The sequence below is a fragment of the Neisseria gonorrhoeae genome (assembly GCF_013030075.1).
GTDB lineage: Bacteria > Pseudomonadota > Gammaproteobacteria > Burkholderiales > Neisseriaceae > Neisseria > Neisseria gonorrhoeae.
Window position 1 is genome coordinate 1,350,565 of record NZ_AP023069.1, and the last position, 16,066, is coordinate 1,366,630.

The following is a 16,066-nucleotide window of genomic DNA, read 5'->3' on the forward strand; positions in this document are numbered from 1 at the left end:
GTTTATCGGCGCGGCGGGCCGCCTAGGGCGCGTTCGCCGCTTTCCTGCTGCTCGGCGGCGGTTATTTCGGAGATGACCACTTTGTCCCCCTCTTTCAACCCGCTTTTCACTTCGGTATTCATACTGTCTCTCATACCGGTCCGGATTTCGCGTTCCGCCGCCTTGCCGTCCGCACCCAACACGCGTACGAACGCCTTGCCGCCGCGATTTTTCACGGTCAGCGACGGAATAAGCAACACATTTTTCACACCGTCGATTTCAACCGTATTCTGCGTCGTCATCCCCGTGGCGAGTTTGCCGTCCGGATTCGGCACAAACGAACGGGCATAATAATAGACCGCATTGGAAGCCGTATCCGTACTGCTGTTGTAGCCGCCCGACGACATCGTGGTCAGCCCGGGGTCGACGCTGTCGAGCTTCGCCTTAATCGGCGTATCCGGTTCGGACAAAATCGTAAACGAAATATCCTGCCCCGCCTTCACCTTGGTAATATCGCCCTCGGCAATCTGCATTTTGTTCAACATCATATCCAGATTCGCCAATTGGACAATCGTCGGCGTAGACTGCGCCGCGTTCACAGTCTGCCCCTCTTCCACGGGAATCGCCACCACCGTGCCGTCCATCGTCGCGGTAATGCGCGTGTAGCCCAAATCCGACTCGGCGGTATTGATGGAAATTTTGCTCTGTCTGATTAAAGCCTTCAACTCGGCAACATTGGCTTTGGCGGCGGCAAGCGCATCCTGCGCGCTTTCCAAATCTTCTTTAGAGGTCGCATCATCCTTCCACAACGCCGCCTGACGCTTATATTTCTTCTCCGCGCTGCCCAATGCAATCTGTGCCGACACCAGCTTCGCCTGATACGTTTCCAATTTGGATTTTTCCATATCGAGCGTGTTGGTCTGCGTGGTCGAATTGATTTCCGCAATCAAATCGCCCTTTTTGACCTGTTGCCCGAGTTTGACATAAAGCTTTTTAATCTGCCCCGAAGCCTGCGCGCCGACCGATACCAGGTTGGACGGCGAAATCTCGCCCGTCGCGGAAACCGTCCGGCTGATGCCGCCGCGCCTGACCGTTTCCGTAATATAAGAAGCCTGCGGCTCGGGCTTCAGATAATGCCATCCGCCCCAAACCGCTGCCGCCGCGACTGCCGCAACAGCCGACCATTTCATCATTTTCGCCATATTTTCAATTCTCTGTATGCGTCAATCCCATAAACCGGAAGCGGATTCTACCGCAAGTCCCTGCCCCATCCAAGGCGGCAAACCGCCGACAATAAAAATAACCATTTGTTTTAAATGGCTTATACAATCTGCTTTCCCGAAAATTTCAATCCGTTTACATATTCCGCCATTTCCGATACGGCGTTATAATGCCGCCCACAAACAACCAAATGGAAACACATTGCTATGAAAAACGTTCAAAAAGGCTTTACGCTGCTCGAGCTGATGATTGCCGTCGCCATCCTCGGCATCCTGACGCTCATCGCCTACCCTTCCTATAAAACCTACATCCGGCGCGCCCGCCTGTCGGAAGTCAAATCCACCCTGCTGGTGAACGCGCAAAACTTGGAGCGTTACTACCGCCAAAAAGGGACGTTTAAAAACTACGACCAAACCAAACTGAAACAAAACAAATATTTCAACATTACCTTAAGCAAAGTCAGCCCCGACCACTTCACCCTTCAGGCCGCTCCCGATACGGCGACCAACGAAGGCGAAACCTGCGTCGTTACGCTCAACGACGGCGGTATCATTGCCGCTTCCGGTACAAACCAATCCTGCCCCGGCTTCGACTGATTGGCTGTTGCAGTCGGCATTGTGCCTAAACCATCTATAAAAATGCCGTCTGAACGCTGTTCAGACGGCATTTTTGACATCCCGATACGCCTTTCAAACGGCTTCCGCCATTTCCAACGCCTGCTTGATGTCTACGGCGACGACGCGCGACACGCCTTTTTCCTGCATGGTTACGCCGACCAGCTGCTCCGCCATTTCCATGGTCAGGCGGTTGTGGGAGATGTAGAGGAACTGGGTTTGCACCGACATTTCTTTGACCAGCTTGCAGAAACGCGAGGTGTTGGCATCGTCCAGCGGGGCATCGACTTCGTCCAGAAGGCAGAAGGGGGCGGGGTTGAGGCTGAACAGGGCGAACACGAGGCTCATGGCGGTGAGGGCTTTTTCGCCGCCGGAGAGGAGGTGGATGGTGCTGTTTTTCTTGCCGGGCGGACGCGCCATGATGGACACGCCGGCGGTCAGGAGGTCGTCGCCTATCATTTTGAGGGTGGCTTCGCCGCCGCCGAACAGGGTCGGGAAGAAGGTTTGGACTTTGCCGTTGACGGCGTCGAAAGTTTCTTTGAAACGCGCTTTGGTTTTGTCGTCGATTTGGGCGATGGCTTCTTCCAAAAGCGCGATGGCGGCCTGCACGTCTTCGCTTTGGCTGCGGTAGTAGCCGTCGCGTTCGCGCGCTTCTTCGAGTTCTTGCAGGGCGGCGAGGTTGACGGCGCCGAGGGCTTCGATTTGCCGGGTAAGGCTGCCGATGCTGCTGTTCAATACTTTCGCCGATTCTTTCGCCAACGCTTCGAGCGCGTCCAGATCGGCAGCGCGTTCGGTCAGGTTTTGATGGTAGCGTTTGGCGTTGATCAGGGCCTCCTGCTGCTGCAACAGGGCGGTTTGGGTGGCGGCCTGAAGCTGCGGCAGCTTGGTTTGCAGGGTTTGTACGCGGGCGTATTGCTCCCTGCCCTGTTCCTGAATCTGCGCGAGTTTTTCCTGCACGGCGATGTATTCTTCGTCCAGCGTGTGTACGGTTTCGGTCAACTCGTCGAGCTTGATGTGCTGCTCGTCGTTTTGGAACTCGGTTTCATAGGCGAGGGCAAGCTCTTGCCGGCGTTCCTGCCAGTCCAGGGTTTGCTGTTCGAGCCGGGCGATTTGCTGCCGGTAGTTTTGTTTTTGCTGGTTGAGTTTGTGGACGGCGACTTCGGCAAGCCCGTATTGGCGGTTGGCTTCCAACAGGGCAAGCTGCGCCTGTTTCAGACGGCCTTGCTGCTCTTGGCGGCTGTGCGCGGTGGTTTGCTGCTGGTGTTCGAGTTCGGCGGCGGCTTCCTGCAAAGTAGCGATGTCGTCTGAAAGCCCGTCGGACGTGTGTTGCAACACGGTCTGCTCTTCCGCCAACTGTGCCAGTTCGCGCTCGATGTGTTCGCGGCGGATTTGCCCTTGGTTGGTGCGCGCCAGAAGTTCGGCGGTGCGTTGCTGCGCTTGACTGTATTGGCGCGTGTGTTGCTGTTGCTGCTGCATCAGATTTTTGTGCTGCACTTCGGACGAGCGCACGGCAGCCTCCGCCTGTTTGAACGCGGCTTCGGCGGCGGAAAGTCCGGGGGCGAGGTTTTCCAGTTCGGCCGCGATGCCGTCGAGGCGTGCTTTTTGGGCAATCAGGCTTTCCTGCGCGGGCTTGGCATAGAGCAGGACGCTGACTTTATCGACCTGATGGCCTTCGGGTGTGAGCCAGATTTGATGCGTGCCCAAATCGCTTTGATGCGCGAGGGCGTAGCTCAAATCGGGCGCGCACAATACGCCGTCGAGCCAGTGGTGCAATGCCGTCTGAAACGGCGGCTGCGCTTGGATTTGGTTCAGCAATGCCTGTACGGGCAGGGATTTTTTGATGCCGCCGGAGAGGCCGTCTGAAAGCCATGCCGCCTGCCCCTGCGGCAAAGGTGCGGGCGGTACGAAACTATTCGGCACGCTACGGGCGTGCAGGCGTTCGGCAAGGATGACGGACAGGGCGTGCTGCCACTCGGCGGGCGCGGTGATGTGTTGCCACAGTTGCGGCGCGGCGGCGTGGTCGGTTGCCTGCCAAAAGTCGGCGGCTTCCTGCTGTTGCGACAGGATTTGCGACAACGCCTGCTGCTGCGCCTGCAAGGTAATGTGTTGCTGCTTCAGGCTTTGGAAGCGGTTTGAGGCCGTCTGAAACGCCTCGCGGGCGGCGTGCAAGGCTTCTTCGGCGGCAATGATTTGTTCTTCGTAATGCTCTTGCCGGCTTTGCAACAAGGCGGCGGCTTCCTGAGCGGCGGCGGTTTCGGCCTCGTCGGGCAGGTTCAGGGCTTGGTTTTCCTGCTTCAGACGGCCTTTGCGCTCTTCGTGCTTGGCAACGGTTTGTTCGGCATGGGCAAGCTGCTGCTGCTTCAACGCCAGTTCGCGGCGGATGCGGTTTGCCTCGTCCTGCTGGGTTTGGAAGGCAGCGTTGAGCGTGGCTTGGACTTCTTCCAATTCGGGCAGACGCTCTTCGTGTTCGGCAACCTGCATCGCCCATTCCGCCAATTCGGTTTGCTTTTCTTCGGCCTGCAACTCGTTTTCCTCAAGCTGCACGCGGATTTGCTGCTGCTCCTGCCGGATGCGTTGCAACTGCGCCTGCGCTGCCTGCTTGTCGCGTTCGATGCGTTGGTGCAGGTTTTGCCGGTGGCGGATTTGTTCTTCCAAACGGGCAATCTGCTCGCGCAACACGCCGCGTTTGTTGCTCAATTCGTGTACTGCCTGCTGCTGCGACTGTTCGGCAGTCTGCAAGGCGTGTACTTCGTTATTTAACGCCTGAACCTGTGCGGCGGTTTCATCCTGCTGCGCCTGCAAAGATTGATGCTGCGCGGTCGCCTTGTCGGCGGCGGCAAGCGATTGCTGCCATTGGGCGTAATCGAGCAAATCCTGTTGTTGATTCAACTGCGCGGTCAGGGATTTGTAGCGTTCGGCGGTTTCCGCCTGTTTTTCCAGCTTTTCCACCTGACGCGCCAACTCGTTCTGCAAATCGCCCAAACGCTGCAAATGCTCGCGCGTGTCTTTCAGACGGCCTTCCGTCTCCTTGCGGCGTTCCTTATATTTGGACACGCCCGCCGCCTCCTCGATATAGGCGCGCAACTCCTCCGGCCGCGCTTCGATGATGCGCGAAATCATCCCCTGCTCAATGACGGCATAACCGCGCGCGCCCACGCCCGTACCCAAGAACAAATCAGTAATATCGCGGCGGCGCACGGTCTGATTGTTGATGAAATAAGTCGATTCCCCCTGACGCGTCAGCTGCCGCTTGATGCTCACCTCGGCATACTGCCCCCATGCGCCCTGCAAACTGTGGTCGCTGTTGTCAAATACCAGCTCCACCGAAGCCCTCGGCGCAGGACGGCGCGTCGCCGCACCGTTAAAAATCACGTCCTGCATACTCTCGCCGCGAAGCTGCTTCGCCGAAGCCTCGCCCAACACCCAGCGCACCGCGTCAATCACATTCGACTTGCCGCAGCCGTTCGGCCCGATAACCGCGACAAGCTGCCCCGGAACATGAATCGTGGTCGGGTCGGTAAAAGATTTGAAGCCGGAGAGTTTGATGTGGGTCAGGCGCATAATGGTCGGAAAAAATAAAAAAGAAGCGTATTTTAACGGAAATCCCGCCGCACCACCCCATATCTTGCCGGCAAAACCTTACCGCATCCCGCCCCGGTGCGGCAGGATTTTGCACATCCCGGCCATCCGTATTAAAATCTTTGCGTTTCCCACACTTTCCTGACAAATATACGGAGGAGGATTCCATGAAAACAAAAACAGTCAAGCAAGCAAGCAAGCAAGCAAGCAAGCAAAATAGTCTAACCCCCCTTTCTTTAATCGCTCTACTTAATTTCCACTTCTTTTTATCCTGTTCGATCTTTTGCGGCTGCACCTCAAGAAATAAACTATTCGTTATCAGGCGGTAAAGTTTACGCAGATAAGTTCAGTATCGCCATTGGGGTTGAGGCAAAAGCTCAGGGGGATAATACCAAACTTAGCAACCTCAATCGGCACATCTGCCGAAGCAAATGCACCCGGGGCATTGGCTTTAGGGGGAAGTTCTGAAGCATCGAAAAAATTTAGTATAGCAGAAGGCTATCTGGCATCTAGTGATGGCTATGGTGCAATAGCGATTGGTTCTGCCGCCAAGATAAAGCAATTGGAAAAAGGCACAATAAATCATATTGTGGGAAACGATAATAAAGGTCTTTATGTCGATGCAGACGGCAATGTAACAAAGATAACCGTAAGGACTGAGTCGGAAAAAGATATTCTCTCAAGATACGGTCAAACTTACGGTGCGGTGGCACTAGGGTTTAGATCTTCTTCACATAATCTTTTTGCCAGTTCATTTGGAGCGTTTTCTACAGCCACAGCTATTGAAAGCTTGGCAGTCGGCGACAGCAGCCAATCAACGGGCTACCGCAGTGCTACTTTTGGCAGTCACAGCAGGGCTTTGGCAGAAGAAAGTTTGGCATTAGGTTATGAAACTCGGGCAAATGCTTATGGTTCTGTTGCTTTAGGTGCAGAATCTGTGGCGAATGAAGAAAATACCGTATCAGTGGGTTCCGATACATTGAAACGGAAAATCGTCAATGTCGCCGATGGCACGGAAGATTTATGATGCAGTAAATGTCCGCCAGTTGAACCGCTTAAGCAAACGTACAAACCGCGTCGGCGCAAGTGCTGCGGCGTTGGCTTCGTTAAAACCTGCACAATTAGGCAAAAACGACAAATTCGCCTTTTCTTTGGGCTTTGGAAGCTATAAAAATGCCCAAGCGGTGGCAATGGGGGCGGTGTTTAAGCCCGCTGAAAATGTGTTGCTTAATGTGGCGGGCAGTTTTGCCGGACCGGACCGGGCTTTCGGCGCGGGGGTTTCTTGGAAATTCGGCGGCAAACCGACACCTGCGGTTGCCGCACAAAACGCGGCGCATCCTGCAAAAGTTTTGCAATTGCGGCAGGAAGTGGCGGCGTTGCGCGCCCGGCAGGCAGAAACCGACCGCAAACTGCACAAACAGGCCGAAATGGAAAACGAGCTGCAACAGTTGCGCCGCGCGTTGTCCGAATTGAAAAAACATTGAAGCAATAAACGTAAGGCGGGACGGCGGCTCTGCCTTTTTCCGATGCCGCACCCGCGCGATGCCGTCTGAAGCCTTCAGACGGCATTTTTAACGCGCCCGAACCCCGGTTCCGCCAATGCCCGATGCTTGGCGCGGCATTTGCCGTATTGCCCCGCCGCCGGGCGCGTTATAATCCGCCACGACATCCGCCCGATTTGGAAACCTGCCTATGCGACCCTCCTATTTCATTTCCGACCTGCATTTGAGCGAAAAGCACCCCGAACTGACCGAACTGCTGCTGCGTTTTTTACGTTCTGCCGCCGCCGGGCAGGCGCGGGCGGTTTATATTTTGGGCGATTTGTTTGATTTTTGGGTGGGCGATGACGAAGTTTCCGAGTTGAATACTTCGGTTGCGCGGGAAATCAGGAAATTGTCCGACAAAGGCGTTGCCGTGTTCTTTGTCAGGGGCAACCGCGATTTCCTAATCGGTCGGGATTTTTGCCGGCAGGCGGGTATGACGCTGCTGCCGGATTACTCGGTTTTGGACTTGTTCGGCAGCAACACCCTGATTTGCCACGGCGACACATTGTGCACCGACGACAAGGCATACCTGCGTTTCCGCCGCATCGTGCATTGCAGGCGGCTGCAAAAACTGTTCCTGATGCTGCCCCTGAAGTGGCGCACGCGCCTTGCCGCCAAAATCAGGCGTGTCAGCAAAATGGAAAAACAGGTCAAGCCCGCCGATATTATGGATGTCAATGCCGCCTTTACCGCGCGGCAGGTTCGCGCCTTTAACGCGGAAAGGCTGATACACGGACACACCCACCGCGAGCATATCCATCACGAAAACGGCTTTACCCGCATCGTTTTGGGCGACTGGCATAACGACTATGCTTCAATCCTCCGCGTGGACGGGGACGGCGCGGTATTCGTGCCGCCGGAAGAATGCTGAAAATGCCGTCTGAAGCCTTTCGGGCGGCTTTTTCTACACGCCCCTTTCCCACACTCCCTCCGCCGCATCATCACCATCCTTAACCCGCATTAATAGCCATTATCGATAAAATGCTTGACCGATTACATAAGATTACGTAAAGTGTGCAAACGCATAATAATTGGTCTTACCAATTTATCTTTTAACCAAAATATCGGGTGTGCGGGATTTGAACGTCTTTCCAAACCTCGACGCGCCTTATGATGCAAATGCCTAAAAAGGATTCGTTATGGCACTTTTCCTCAGCATATTCCCCATCGTCCTGCTGATTTGGCTGATGGTGAAAAAAAACAGTATGCCTTCCTACGTCGCACTGCCGATTACCGCAGTGCTGATTTACGCCATCAAACTTTTCTACTTCGGCGATGCGGGAATGCTGCTCAACGCCACCGCCGCTTCCGGCCTCGTCAAAACGCTCACGCCGATTACCGTGATTTTCGGCGCGATTATGTTCAACCGTATGATGGAAACCACGGGCTGCATCGATGTCATCCGCAAATGGCTGGCGACCATCAGCCCGAACCCCGTAGCGCAACTGATGATTATCGGCTGGGCTTTTGCCTTTATGATTGAAGGCGCATCCGGTTTCGGCACGCCTGCCGCGATTGCCGCGCCGATTCTGATGAGCTTGGGCTTCAATCCGTTGAAAGTGGCGATTTTCACTTTGGTGATGAATTCCGTGCCGGTATCGTTCGGCGCGGTCGGTACGCCGACCTGGTTCGGTTTCGCACCGCTGAACCTGAGTGCCGAAGACATCCTCGCCATCGGCAGGCAGACCGGCGTGATGCACTTCTTCGCAGGTTTCGTCATCCCTGTCATCGGTTTGGGCTTCATCGTGCCTTGGTCTGAAATCCGCAAAAACTTGGGCTTCGTCGCCATTGCCGTCTTCTCCTGCACCATTCCTTATGCCGCATTGGCGATGGTCAACGAAGAATTCCCGTCGCTCGTCGCCGGCGCAATCGGCCTGATGGTGTCCGTATTCGCCGCCAACCAAGGCTGGGGCTTGAGCAAAGACCACGCCAAAGACCCGAATGCCGAAAAAGTGCCGTTCGCCCAAGTCGCCAAAGCACTCGCCCCTTTGGGTATGCTGATCGGCATGCTGGTGGTTACCCGCATCAAACAGCTCGGAATCAAAGGCATTTTGACCAGCAAAGAAGAATGGTTCAGCTTCCAACTGCCGTTTGATTTGTCCAAAATTACCGTCAGCGACTCCCTGACGATTACCTTCGGCAATATTTTCGGACAAGATGTCAGCGCGTCTTACCAAACGCTGTACGTCCCGGCTTGGATTCCGTTCGTGCTGACCGTTTGGATTTGCATCCTGCTGTATAAAACCAAATTCAAAGATGCCTGGACGATTTATGCCGTAACCTTCAATCAAACCAAAAAACCGCTGCTTGCCCTGATGGGTGCGCTGATTATGGTTCAGCTGATGCTGGTCGGCGGCGACAATTCGATGGTGAAAATCATCGGTAAGGAATTTGCCGCAATGGCGGGCGAACACTGGGTTTATTTTTCGCCGTATCTGGGCGCGATCGGTGCGTTCTTCTCCGGCTCCAACACCGTGTCCAACCTGACCTTCGGTCCGATTCAGCAGCAAATCGCCCTTGATACCGGCCTGTCCGTGACCCTGATTCTGGCGTTGCAGTCCGTCGGCGGCGCGATGGGCAATATGGTGTGCCTCAACAACATCATCGCCGTATGTACCGTATTGGACGTGAAAAATTCCGAAGGTGCGATTATCAAGAAAACCGTTATCCCGATGGCGATTTACGGCGTGATTGCCGTCGTCGCGGCAATGATTTTCTTCCTCTAGGCGAAACGCCGCCATCCATAGCGGCAGCACGCGGGGAACGGAAACCGCCGCTCGTCCGGGCGGCGCGTCGGGCAGAATACCCGTGCCGGAACAGCCCGCCCCGCCAAACAAATGCCGTCTGAAACCGGAAAAGGCTTCAGACGGCATTTTTATCGCCGTTTGCATTCAGGCGTAGTAATGATGCGGCATCTTGCCGTCAAGGCGGTAGCGCGTGCCGCAATACGGGCAGGCAACGCTGCCCGATTCTCCTTCGCCCAAAGGTAAAAACACCCTCGGATGCCCGTTCCACTGCTCGTTGTCCGGTCCCGAGCAATACAGCGGCAGATTTTCCGGCAACACGGAAATTTCCTGCGGATTCAGATTGTCCATTTGATTTTCCTTTGCGTGGTTGGCGTGCGCCCATTTTACGCCATCGGCAGGCTAAAGGATATTTTCGGCGCAAAGCCGCAATCCGCTATAATCCCCACTTTTCAGACGGCATACCATGACTGCGCTTACCCTTCCTGAAGACATCCGCCAACAAGAACCATCCGTTCTGCTCTATACCCTCGTTTCCGCCTACCTCGAACACACCGCCCAAACCGGCGACGAATCCCTCTCCTGCCTGTCCGACGACCAGCACACGCTGACCGCATTCTGCTACCTCGACAGCCAAGTCGAAGAAGGCGGCTTCGTACAGCTTATCGCCTCCGGCTACGGCGAATACATTTTCCGCAACCCGCTTGCCGACAGCCTGCGCCGCTGGAAAATCAAAGCCGTGCCGAAAGTCTTGGACAAAGCCAAAGCCCTCTACGAACAACACGGCGAAACCATCGAAACGCTCGCCGACGGAGGCGCAGACATCGAATCCCTGCGCAAACAGTTCCCCGACTTTGAAGAATGGGACGGCGCATACTACGAAGCCGCCGAACAAGACCTGCCCCTGCTTGCAGAACACATCCTGTCAAACCGGGCGGCATTCGCCCATATCGGGCAGGCGTGATTGCGTCTGTTTCCAGCCCGTGTAAAACAGCGTAAAATCGGCAAACCCGAATTATCTTCCGTCCCCATCAAGGAGCAAGCTATGTTCTTCAAGCACATCGAAGCCGCCCCCGCCGATCCGATTCTCGGTTTGGGCGAAGCGTTCAAAGCCGAAACCCGCCCCGAAAAAGTCAACCTCGGCATCGGCGTGTACAAAGACGCATCCGGCGCGACACCCATTGTCAAAGCCGTCAAAGAGGCTGAAAAACGCCTGTTGGAAAGCGAAACCACCAAAAATTACCTGACCATCGACGGCGTTGCCGACTACAACGAGCAAACCCAAATCCTGCTGTTCGGCAAAGACCACGAAATCATCGCCAGCCGCCGCGCCAAAACAGCGCAAAGCCTTGGCGGTACAGGCGCATTGCGTATTGCGGCCGAATTTGCCAAACGTCAGTTGAACGCGCAAACCATCTGGATTTCCAATCCGACCTGGCCAAACCACAACGCCATTGCCAAAGCGGTCGGTATCCAAGACAAACCTTATCGCTACTATGATGCCGCCAAACACTGCTTGGATTGGGACGGCATGATTGAAGATTTGAACCAAGCGCAAAAAGGCGACATCGTCCTGCTGCACGGCTGCTGCCACAACCCTACCGGTATCGACCCTACGCCCGAACAATGGGAAACTTTAGCAAAACTTTCTGCCGAAAAAGGCTGGTTGCCATTGTTTGACTTTGCCTACCAAGGCTTCGGCAATGGTTTGGAAGAAGATGCCTATGGCTTGCGCGTGTTCTTGAAACACAATACAGAATTGCTGATTGCCAGCTCTTATTCCAAAAACTTCGGCATGTACAACGAGCGTGTCGGTGCATTCACTTTGGTGGCCGAAGATGAAGAAACAGCAGCCCGCGCCCACAGCCAAATCAAAACCATCATCCGTACCTTGTATTCCAACCCGGCTTCACATGGTGCGAACACCATTGCACTGGTGTTGAAAAATGATGATTTGAAAGCACAATGGATTGCCGAACTTGACGAAATGCGCGGCCGCATCAAAGCCATGCGCCAAAAATTTGTCGAGTTGCTCAAGGCCAAAGGTTCAACCCAAGACTTTGATTTTATTATTGAACAAAACGGTATGTTCTCTTTCAGCGGCTTGACTCCCGAACAAGTTGACCGTTTGAAAAACGAGTTTGCCATTTATGCCGTCCGTTCCGGCCGCATCAACGTCGCCGGCATTACCGACGACAACATCGATTATCTGTGTGAAAGCATCGTGAAAGTATAGTCAATTAAAATCAAAATAGGACAGTAGTGCATCGTCAAATCGGGCGTAATCAGACAAAACGGTTCGCAGATACCGCTTAATATTCGCCCACACTTTCTCAATCGGGTTGGGCTCGGGCGAACAAGGTGCGGGAGGCAATACCTTATGTCCCAATTTTTCCGCCGTTCCCCGTAAGGCACCCATACGGCGAAATCGCGCATTATCTGAAATAATCACCGATTTTTGAGCCAATGCGGGCAGTAGGCATTGCTGAAACCGCGCTTCAAAAAAGACCCCGGCCACCGTATTTTGACAAACCACCGGAGCAATCGGCCGGTTGCCGGCTTGTGCGGACACCAAAGATAAGCGCCGGTATCTTTTCCCACTTATCCGCGCTTTCGCCATTTGCCCTTTCAGGCTGCGGGCATAGGGGCGGAACAGGCGGCGGTCGAATCCTGTTTCATCCGGACAAACGCGTTGGCAGTCGGAAAATCCGGCCGGCCGTGTCAAATAATGCGTTACTTTGGCCGGGTCTTGTCCTTTGTAAGCGGCGGTCTTTTTTTGCGCGCCATCCGCATCTGTTTGGGCGCATGGCAAACGGCGGCTGCCGTACAATCAAAATGTTTGGCGATTTCATGCAGACAGGCATCCGGATGCCGCCCGACATATCGAGCCGGTTTTTGCCTATCCGATTTGGCGGCATTTAGGCCGGTAACTTGATGTTTTAGGCTGCCTGTTTGTTTTTTAAGGCGAATCCGCAGGTAAAGCGTGTTTCTTGACAAGTTAAACGTTGCTGCGGTTTGGCCGGTGTTTTTGCATTGTCCGTAATATAGCGGATTAACAAAAACCGGTACGGCGTTGCCCCGCCCCGGCTCAAAGGGAACGGTTCCCTAAGGTGATGGAGCGCCGGGCGGATCGGTTCCGTACCATTCGTACTGCCTGCGGCCCGCCGCCTTGTCCTGATTTTTGTTAATCCGCTATGGTTTAAAGCTTTGTTTCTTAAGTCCGCAGAGTATGCCATGGTTAAACCTTCAACGTCGAGTGTTGTACTATTTTGTTTTTAATTGAATATATGATTACTCGGGACGCATCTGCGGAAACAGAATCACATCGCGGATGGTTTGCAAATCGGTCAGCAGCATCACTAAGCGGTCGATGCCGATGCCGCAACCGCCGGTCGGCGGCAAACCGAATTCCATCGCGCGGATGTAGTCGGCATCGTAGTGCATGGCTTCGTCGTCGCCCGCATCTTTTTGCGCCACTTGCGATTTGAAGCGTTCGGCTTGGTCTTCGGGGTCGTTCAACTCGGAATAGCCGTTTGCCAGTTCGCGCCCGACAACGAAAAGCTCGAAGCGTTCGGTCAGACCTTGTTTCGTATCCGAAGCGCGCGCCAACGGGGAAACTTCGACCGGGTAATCGACAATAAAGGTCGGATTCCACAGTTTGCCCTCGGCGCAACCTTCAAACAGGGCGAGTTGCAGGCTGCCGATGCCCGGGGACGGCGGCAGGCTTTCGCCGTGTTTGACGATTTCTTTTTTCAGCCATTCCGCATCGTTCAACTGCTCGTCGGTGTAGTGCGGATTGTATTTTTTGATGGCTTCGAGGATGGTCAGACGTTCGAACGGGCTTTCCAAATCGACTTCTTTGCCGTTGTAAGTGATGTTTGCCGTGCCGTTTACCGTGCGCGATGCGTTGCGGATGATGTCTTCCGCCATCTGCATCATACGTTCGTAGTCGGAGAAGGCTTCGTAAAATTCAATCATCGTAAATTCGGGGTTGTGGCGCACGGACATGCCCTCGTTACGGAAGCTGCGGTTGATTTCAAACACGCGTTCCAAGCCGCCGACCACCAAGCGTTTCAGATACAGCTCGGGCGCGATGCGCAGGTAGAGCGGAATGTCCAAGGCATTGTGGTGGGTAACGAAGGGTTTCGCTGTCGCGCCGCCGGGAATCGGGTGCATCATCGGGGTTTCGACTTCGAGATAATGCTCGCCCACCATAAAATTACGCACAGATTGGATGATTTGGCTGCGTTTGATAAAGGTATTGCGCGATTCTTCATTGGCAATCAAATCGACGTAGCGTTGGCGGTATTTGGTTTCCTGATCGCTCAAGCCTTTGTGTTTGTCGGGCAGCGGACGCAGGGATTTGGACAGCAGGCGGATGTCGGACACACGCACGGTTAGTTCGCCGTGGTTGGTTTTGAACAAAGTGCCTTCCGCACCGACGATGTCGCCCAAGTCCCAGTGGTTGAAGTCGTCCAAAACTTCTTGGCTCACGCCTTTGTTGTTCAGATAAAGCTGGATTTGACCGGTAACGTCTTGAATGGTGGCGAAGCTGGCTTTGCCCATTTGACGTTTGAGCATCATGCGGCCGGCAATTTTAACGGGAACGGCCTGCGGGTCGAGTTCTTCTTTGCCGATTTCGCCGTATTGCGCCTGCAAATCGGCGGCAAAGCTGTCGCGCTTGAAATCGTTGGGGTAAGCGTTGCGCTGTTGGCGGATGTTGTTCAGTTTTTCGCGGCGCAGGGCGATGATTTGGTTTTCGTCCAACTGCGGCTCGGTTTGCGGATGGTTTTGTTCGCTCATAGGGTTTTCCGAAAAAATAAATCAGGCGCAGTCTGTTTCAGACGACCTGACCGAATCACAAAATTTGCGCGTATTTTACGCGATGTCGGTGTTTTTTTCCAAGAAAGGGCGATGCCGTCTGAAAATCTTGCAGACGGCATCCGTGTTTTGGAAACTATGCCAAAAGCCCCGTCAGGTTCAGCAGGAACAAAACGGCAAACCCGGCCAGGTAGAGCAGGCCGACAATGGCAAGGGCGTTCATACCGGCGGTAAGCCTGTGGCGTTTGTCCCCTTTGACGAGGCGGTAGTTGAGCCAGGCGAACACAGGGGCGGACACAAAGGCGGCAATCATCGCAAATTTGAGCAGATTCGCCATTACGCCGTCGAACCAGAAAATCACCGCCAAACCGCTGCCCGCCACCCAAATATTCCAGGCAAAGAGTTCGGCGTTGCCGGGTTTTTCCCTGCCGCGCAGCAGGCGCACGGGCTCGGCAATGGCGCGGGCGTAGCCGTCCACAACGGTAATCGTCGTGCCGTACATACAGGCAAACGCGATAAACGCCACCAGCGGGCGCGACCAGCCGCCGATGGTTACGGCATACATATTAATCAATTGCCCGATATATTTGCCGCCCGCCATCTGCACTGCTTCGCCGTTGCCGTATTGCACAAACGCGCCCAGTGCAAGGAAAACCAAAGCCAAAACCGCACTGGCGATATAACCGACGTTGAAATCGAAAATGCCGTCGCGGTAGCCGGAAGGCCGGATGCGTTGTTTTTCGGTTACCCACAAAGAATTGATGGCGGAAATCTCAATCGGCGCGGGCATCCAGCCCATCAGCGCGATCAGGAAGCCCAAACCGGCAAGCGTCCACGGTGTCGGCTCGATAAAATCGGGCTGCATCTGCATACCGCGCGACATAGCGATGCCGGCGGCGGCAAGCGTGGCGATGCTCAAAGTAACAATGATGATTTTGGAAACACGATCCAAAGCGCGATAGCGTCCGCTTACCACAATAATCAGGCAGGATGCCATAATCAAGGCGGCAACCGTGCCGGCATCAAACATCAGCGAGGGTGCCGCCATTTTGACGATGGCGGCGGTTACAATGGCGACCGCGCCCGCGTTAATCGTGGCGGAGGCGATACACAAAATCAAAAAAACCCACAAATAAACGCAGCTTTTCTCGGCATAACCTTCAATCAGACTCTTGCCCGTGTCCAGAGTGTAATGCGCGCTGAAGCGGAAAAACGGGTATTTGAAGAGGTTGGTCAGGATGATGATGAGCGCGAGCTGCCAGCCGTAAAGCGCGCCCGCCTGCGTCGAGGCAATCAGGTGCGAACCGCCGACAGCCGCCGAAGCCATCATAATCCCCGGTCCCAATGCGTTGATCTTGCTTTTCCAAGTCGAAATATGTTGTTCGGACATAAAGTCTTCCGTATTTTTAACTGTGTTTCAACATACAGAGCCGCATATTCGGACACAGCCCTATCTATTGCTCCAATTTGGGCGGGATTGACCCCAAACAAACCCAAATCCTACCGTCTTCAAAAACAGGATACCGCCCGGTAGGGAAATTTTGATGAAAGCGCGTATTGTAAC

General features: G+C 54.5%; 12 protein-coding genes and 1 pseudogene. 7 read left to right on the plus strand and 6 right to left on the minus strand.

Going from position 1 to position 16,066, the window contains the following annotated elements:
* Nucleotides 1-2: 2 nt before the first annotated feature.
* The gene (locus HT085_RS07080) at nucleotides 3-1,181 is read right to left on the minus strand and encodes a MacA family efflux pump subunit (RefSeq protein ID WP_003689303.1); all 1,179 of its coding nucleotides are present in this window, start codon (nucleotides 1,179-1,181) and stop codon (nucleotides 3-5) included.
* Between the two features lie 225 nt (nucleotides 1,182-1,406).
* Here HT085_RS07080 and HT085_RS07085 point away from each other — a divergent pair, with 225 nt between their 5' ends.
* A complete protein-coding gene (locus tag HT085_RS07085; protein ID WP_014580308.1) occupies nucleotides 1,407-1,796 on the plus strand; it encodes a type IV pilin protein in 390 nt (129 codons plus the stop codon).
* 93 nt (nucleotides 1,797-1,889) lie between these two features.
* Here the strand turns inward: HT085_RS07085 and smc are convergent, their stop codons facing one another.
* Complete coding sequence (gene smc / locus HT085_RS07090) at nucleotides 1,890-5,375, minus strand: chromosome segregation protein SMC (protein ID WP_014580309.1); 3,486 nt, start codon at nucleotides 5,373-5,375, stop codon at nucleotides 1,890-1,892.
* Nucleotides 5,376-5,751: 376 nt separating this feature from the next.
* Here smc and HT085_RS11860 point away from each other — a divergent pair, with 376 nt between their 5' ends.
* The 4 genes from HT085_RS11860 (at nucleotide 5,752) to HT085_RS07105 (ending at nucleotide 9,663) form a co-directional block, all read left to right on the plus strand.
* A complete protein-coding gene (locus tag HT085_RS11860) occupies nucleotides 5,752-6,420 on the plus strand; it encodes a hypothetical protein (protein ID WP_003695595.1) in 669 nt (222 codons plus the stop codon).
* Nucleotides 6,392-6,877 (plus strand): YadA C-terminal domain-containing protein, encoded by a 486-nt coding sequence (locus HT085_RS11865; RefSeq protein WP_020997380.1) that lies wholly within the window; start codon nucleotides 6,392-6,394, stop codon nucleotides 6,875-6,877. The genes HT085_RS11860 and HT085_RS11865 overlap by 29 nt, the downstream gene beginning before the upstream one ends.
* A 208-nt stretch (nucleotides 6,878-7,085) precedes the next feature.
* Entirely contained in the window at nucleotides 7,086-7,808 is a 723-nt protein-coding gene (lpxH, locus tag HT085_RS07100; protein WP_003689323.1) for a UDP-2,3-diacylglucosamine diphosphatase, read from the plus strand.
* A gap of 268 nt (nucleotides 7,809-8,076) precedes the next feature.
* On the plus strand, nucleotides 8,077-9,663 hold the full coding sequence (locus HT085_RS07105) for an L-lactate permease (RefSeq protein ID WP_003689325.1): 1,587 nt from the start codon (nucleotides 8,077-8,079) through the stop codon (nucleotides 9,661-9,663).
* A gap of 165 nt (nucleotides 9,664-9,828) precedes the next feature.
* Here the strand turns inward: HT085_RS07105 and HT085_RS07110 are convergent, their stop codons facing one another.
* Nucleotides 9,829-10,032, minus strand: a complete 204-nt coding sequence (locus HT085_RS07110; RefSeq protein WP_003689327.1) for a zinc-finger domain-containing protein — start codon at nucleotides 10,030-10,032, stop codon at nucleotides 9,829-9,831.
* A 115-nt stretch (nucleotides 10,033-10,147) separates the two neighbouring features.
* On the opposite strand from HT085_RS07110, the gene HT085_RS07115 reads away from it, so the two are divergent.
* Together HT085_RS07115 and HT085_RS07120 are read left to right on the plus strand one after the other, a co-directional pair.
* Nucleotides 10,148-10,645 carry a DNA-mimic protein DMP19 gene (locus HT085_RS07115; protein WP_003689329.1) on the plus strand — a complete coding sequence of 166 codons (498 nt, stop codon included), beginning with the start codon at nucleotides 10,148-10,150 and terminating at the stop codon, nucleotides 10,643-10,645.
* Nucleotides 10,646-10,726: 81 nt separating this feature from the next.
* The gene (locus HT085_RS07120; protein WP_003705754.1) at nucleotides 10,727-11,917 is read left to right on the plus strand and encodes an amino acid aminotransferase; all 1,191 of its coding nucleotides are present in this window, start codon (nucleotides 10,727-10,729) and stop codon (nucleotides 11,915-11,917) included.
* Here the strand turns inward: HT085_RS07120 and HT085_RS11580 are convergent.
* From HT085_RS11580 to HT085_RS07140, 3 genes and pseudogenes are all read right to left on the minus strand, one after another.
* A pseudogene (locus HT085_RS11580) lies at nucleotides 11,918-12,726 on the minus strand (transposase); the annotation flags it as partial. It abuts the gene before it with no gap.
* Between the two features lie 246 nt (nucleotides 12,727-12,972).
* A complete protein-coding gene (lysS, locus tag HT085_RS07135) occupies nucleotides 12,973-14,484 on the minus strand; it encodes a lysine--tRNA ligase (protein ID WP_003689332.1) in 1,512 nt (503 codons plus the stop codon).
* Between the two features lie 154 nt (nucleotides 14,485-14,638).
* Complete coding sequence (locus tag HT085_RS07140; RefSeq protein WP_003689333.1) at nucleotides 14,639-15,892, minus strand: NRAMP family divalent metal transporter; 1,254 nt, start codon at nucleotides 15,890-15,892, stop codon at nucleotides 14,639-14,641.
* Nucleotides 15,893-16,066 lie beyond the last annotated feature (174 nt).

Bases quoted from the DNA above. Each gene is read 5' to 3' on its own strand.
- HT085_RS07080 (WP_003689303.1), bottom strand. From the start codon at position 1,181: ATGGCGAAAATGATGAAATGGTCGGCTGTTGCGGCAGTCGCGGCGGCA.
- HT085_RS07085 (WP_014580308.1), top strand. From the start codon at position 1,407: ATGAAAAACGTTCAAAAAGGCTTTACGCTGCTCGAGCTGATGATTGCC.
- smc (WP_014580309.1), bottom strand. From the start codon at position 5,375: ATGCGCCTGACCCACATCAAACTCTCCGGCTTCAAATCTTTTACCGAC.
- HT085_RS11865 (WP_020997380.1), top strand. From the start codon at position 6,392: ATGTCGCCGATGGCACGGAAGATTTATGATGCAGTAAATGTCCGCCAG.
- lpxH (WP_003689323.1), top strand. From the start codon at position 7,086: ATGCGACCCTCCTATTTCATTTCCGACCTGCATTTGAGCGAAAAGCAC.
- HT085_RS07105 (WP_003689325.1), top strand. From the start codon at position 8,077: ATGGCACTTTTCCTCAGCATATTCCCCATCGTCCTGCTGATTTGGCTG.
- HT085_RS07110 (WP_003689327.1), bottom strand. From the start codon at position 10,032: ATGGACAATCTGAATCCGCAGGAAATTTCCGTGTTGCCGGAAAATCTG.
- HT085_RS07115 (WP_003689329.1), top strand. From the start codon at position 10,148: ATGACTGCGCTTACCCTTCCTGAAGACATCCGCCAACAAGAACCATCC.
- HT085_RS07120 (WP_003705754.1), top strand. From the start codon at position 10,727: ATGTTCTTCAAGCACATCGAAGCCGCCCCCGCCGATCCGATTCTCGGT.
- lysS (WP_003689332.1), bottom strand. From the start codon at position 14,484: ATGAGCGAACAAAACCATCCGCAAACCGAGCCGCAGTTGGACGAAAAC.
- HT085_RS07140 (WP_003689333.1), bottom strand. From the start codon at position 15,892: ATGTCCGAACAACATATTTCGACTTGGAAAAGCAAGATCAACGCATTG.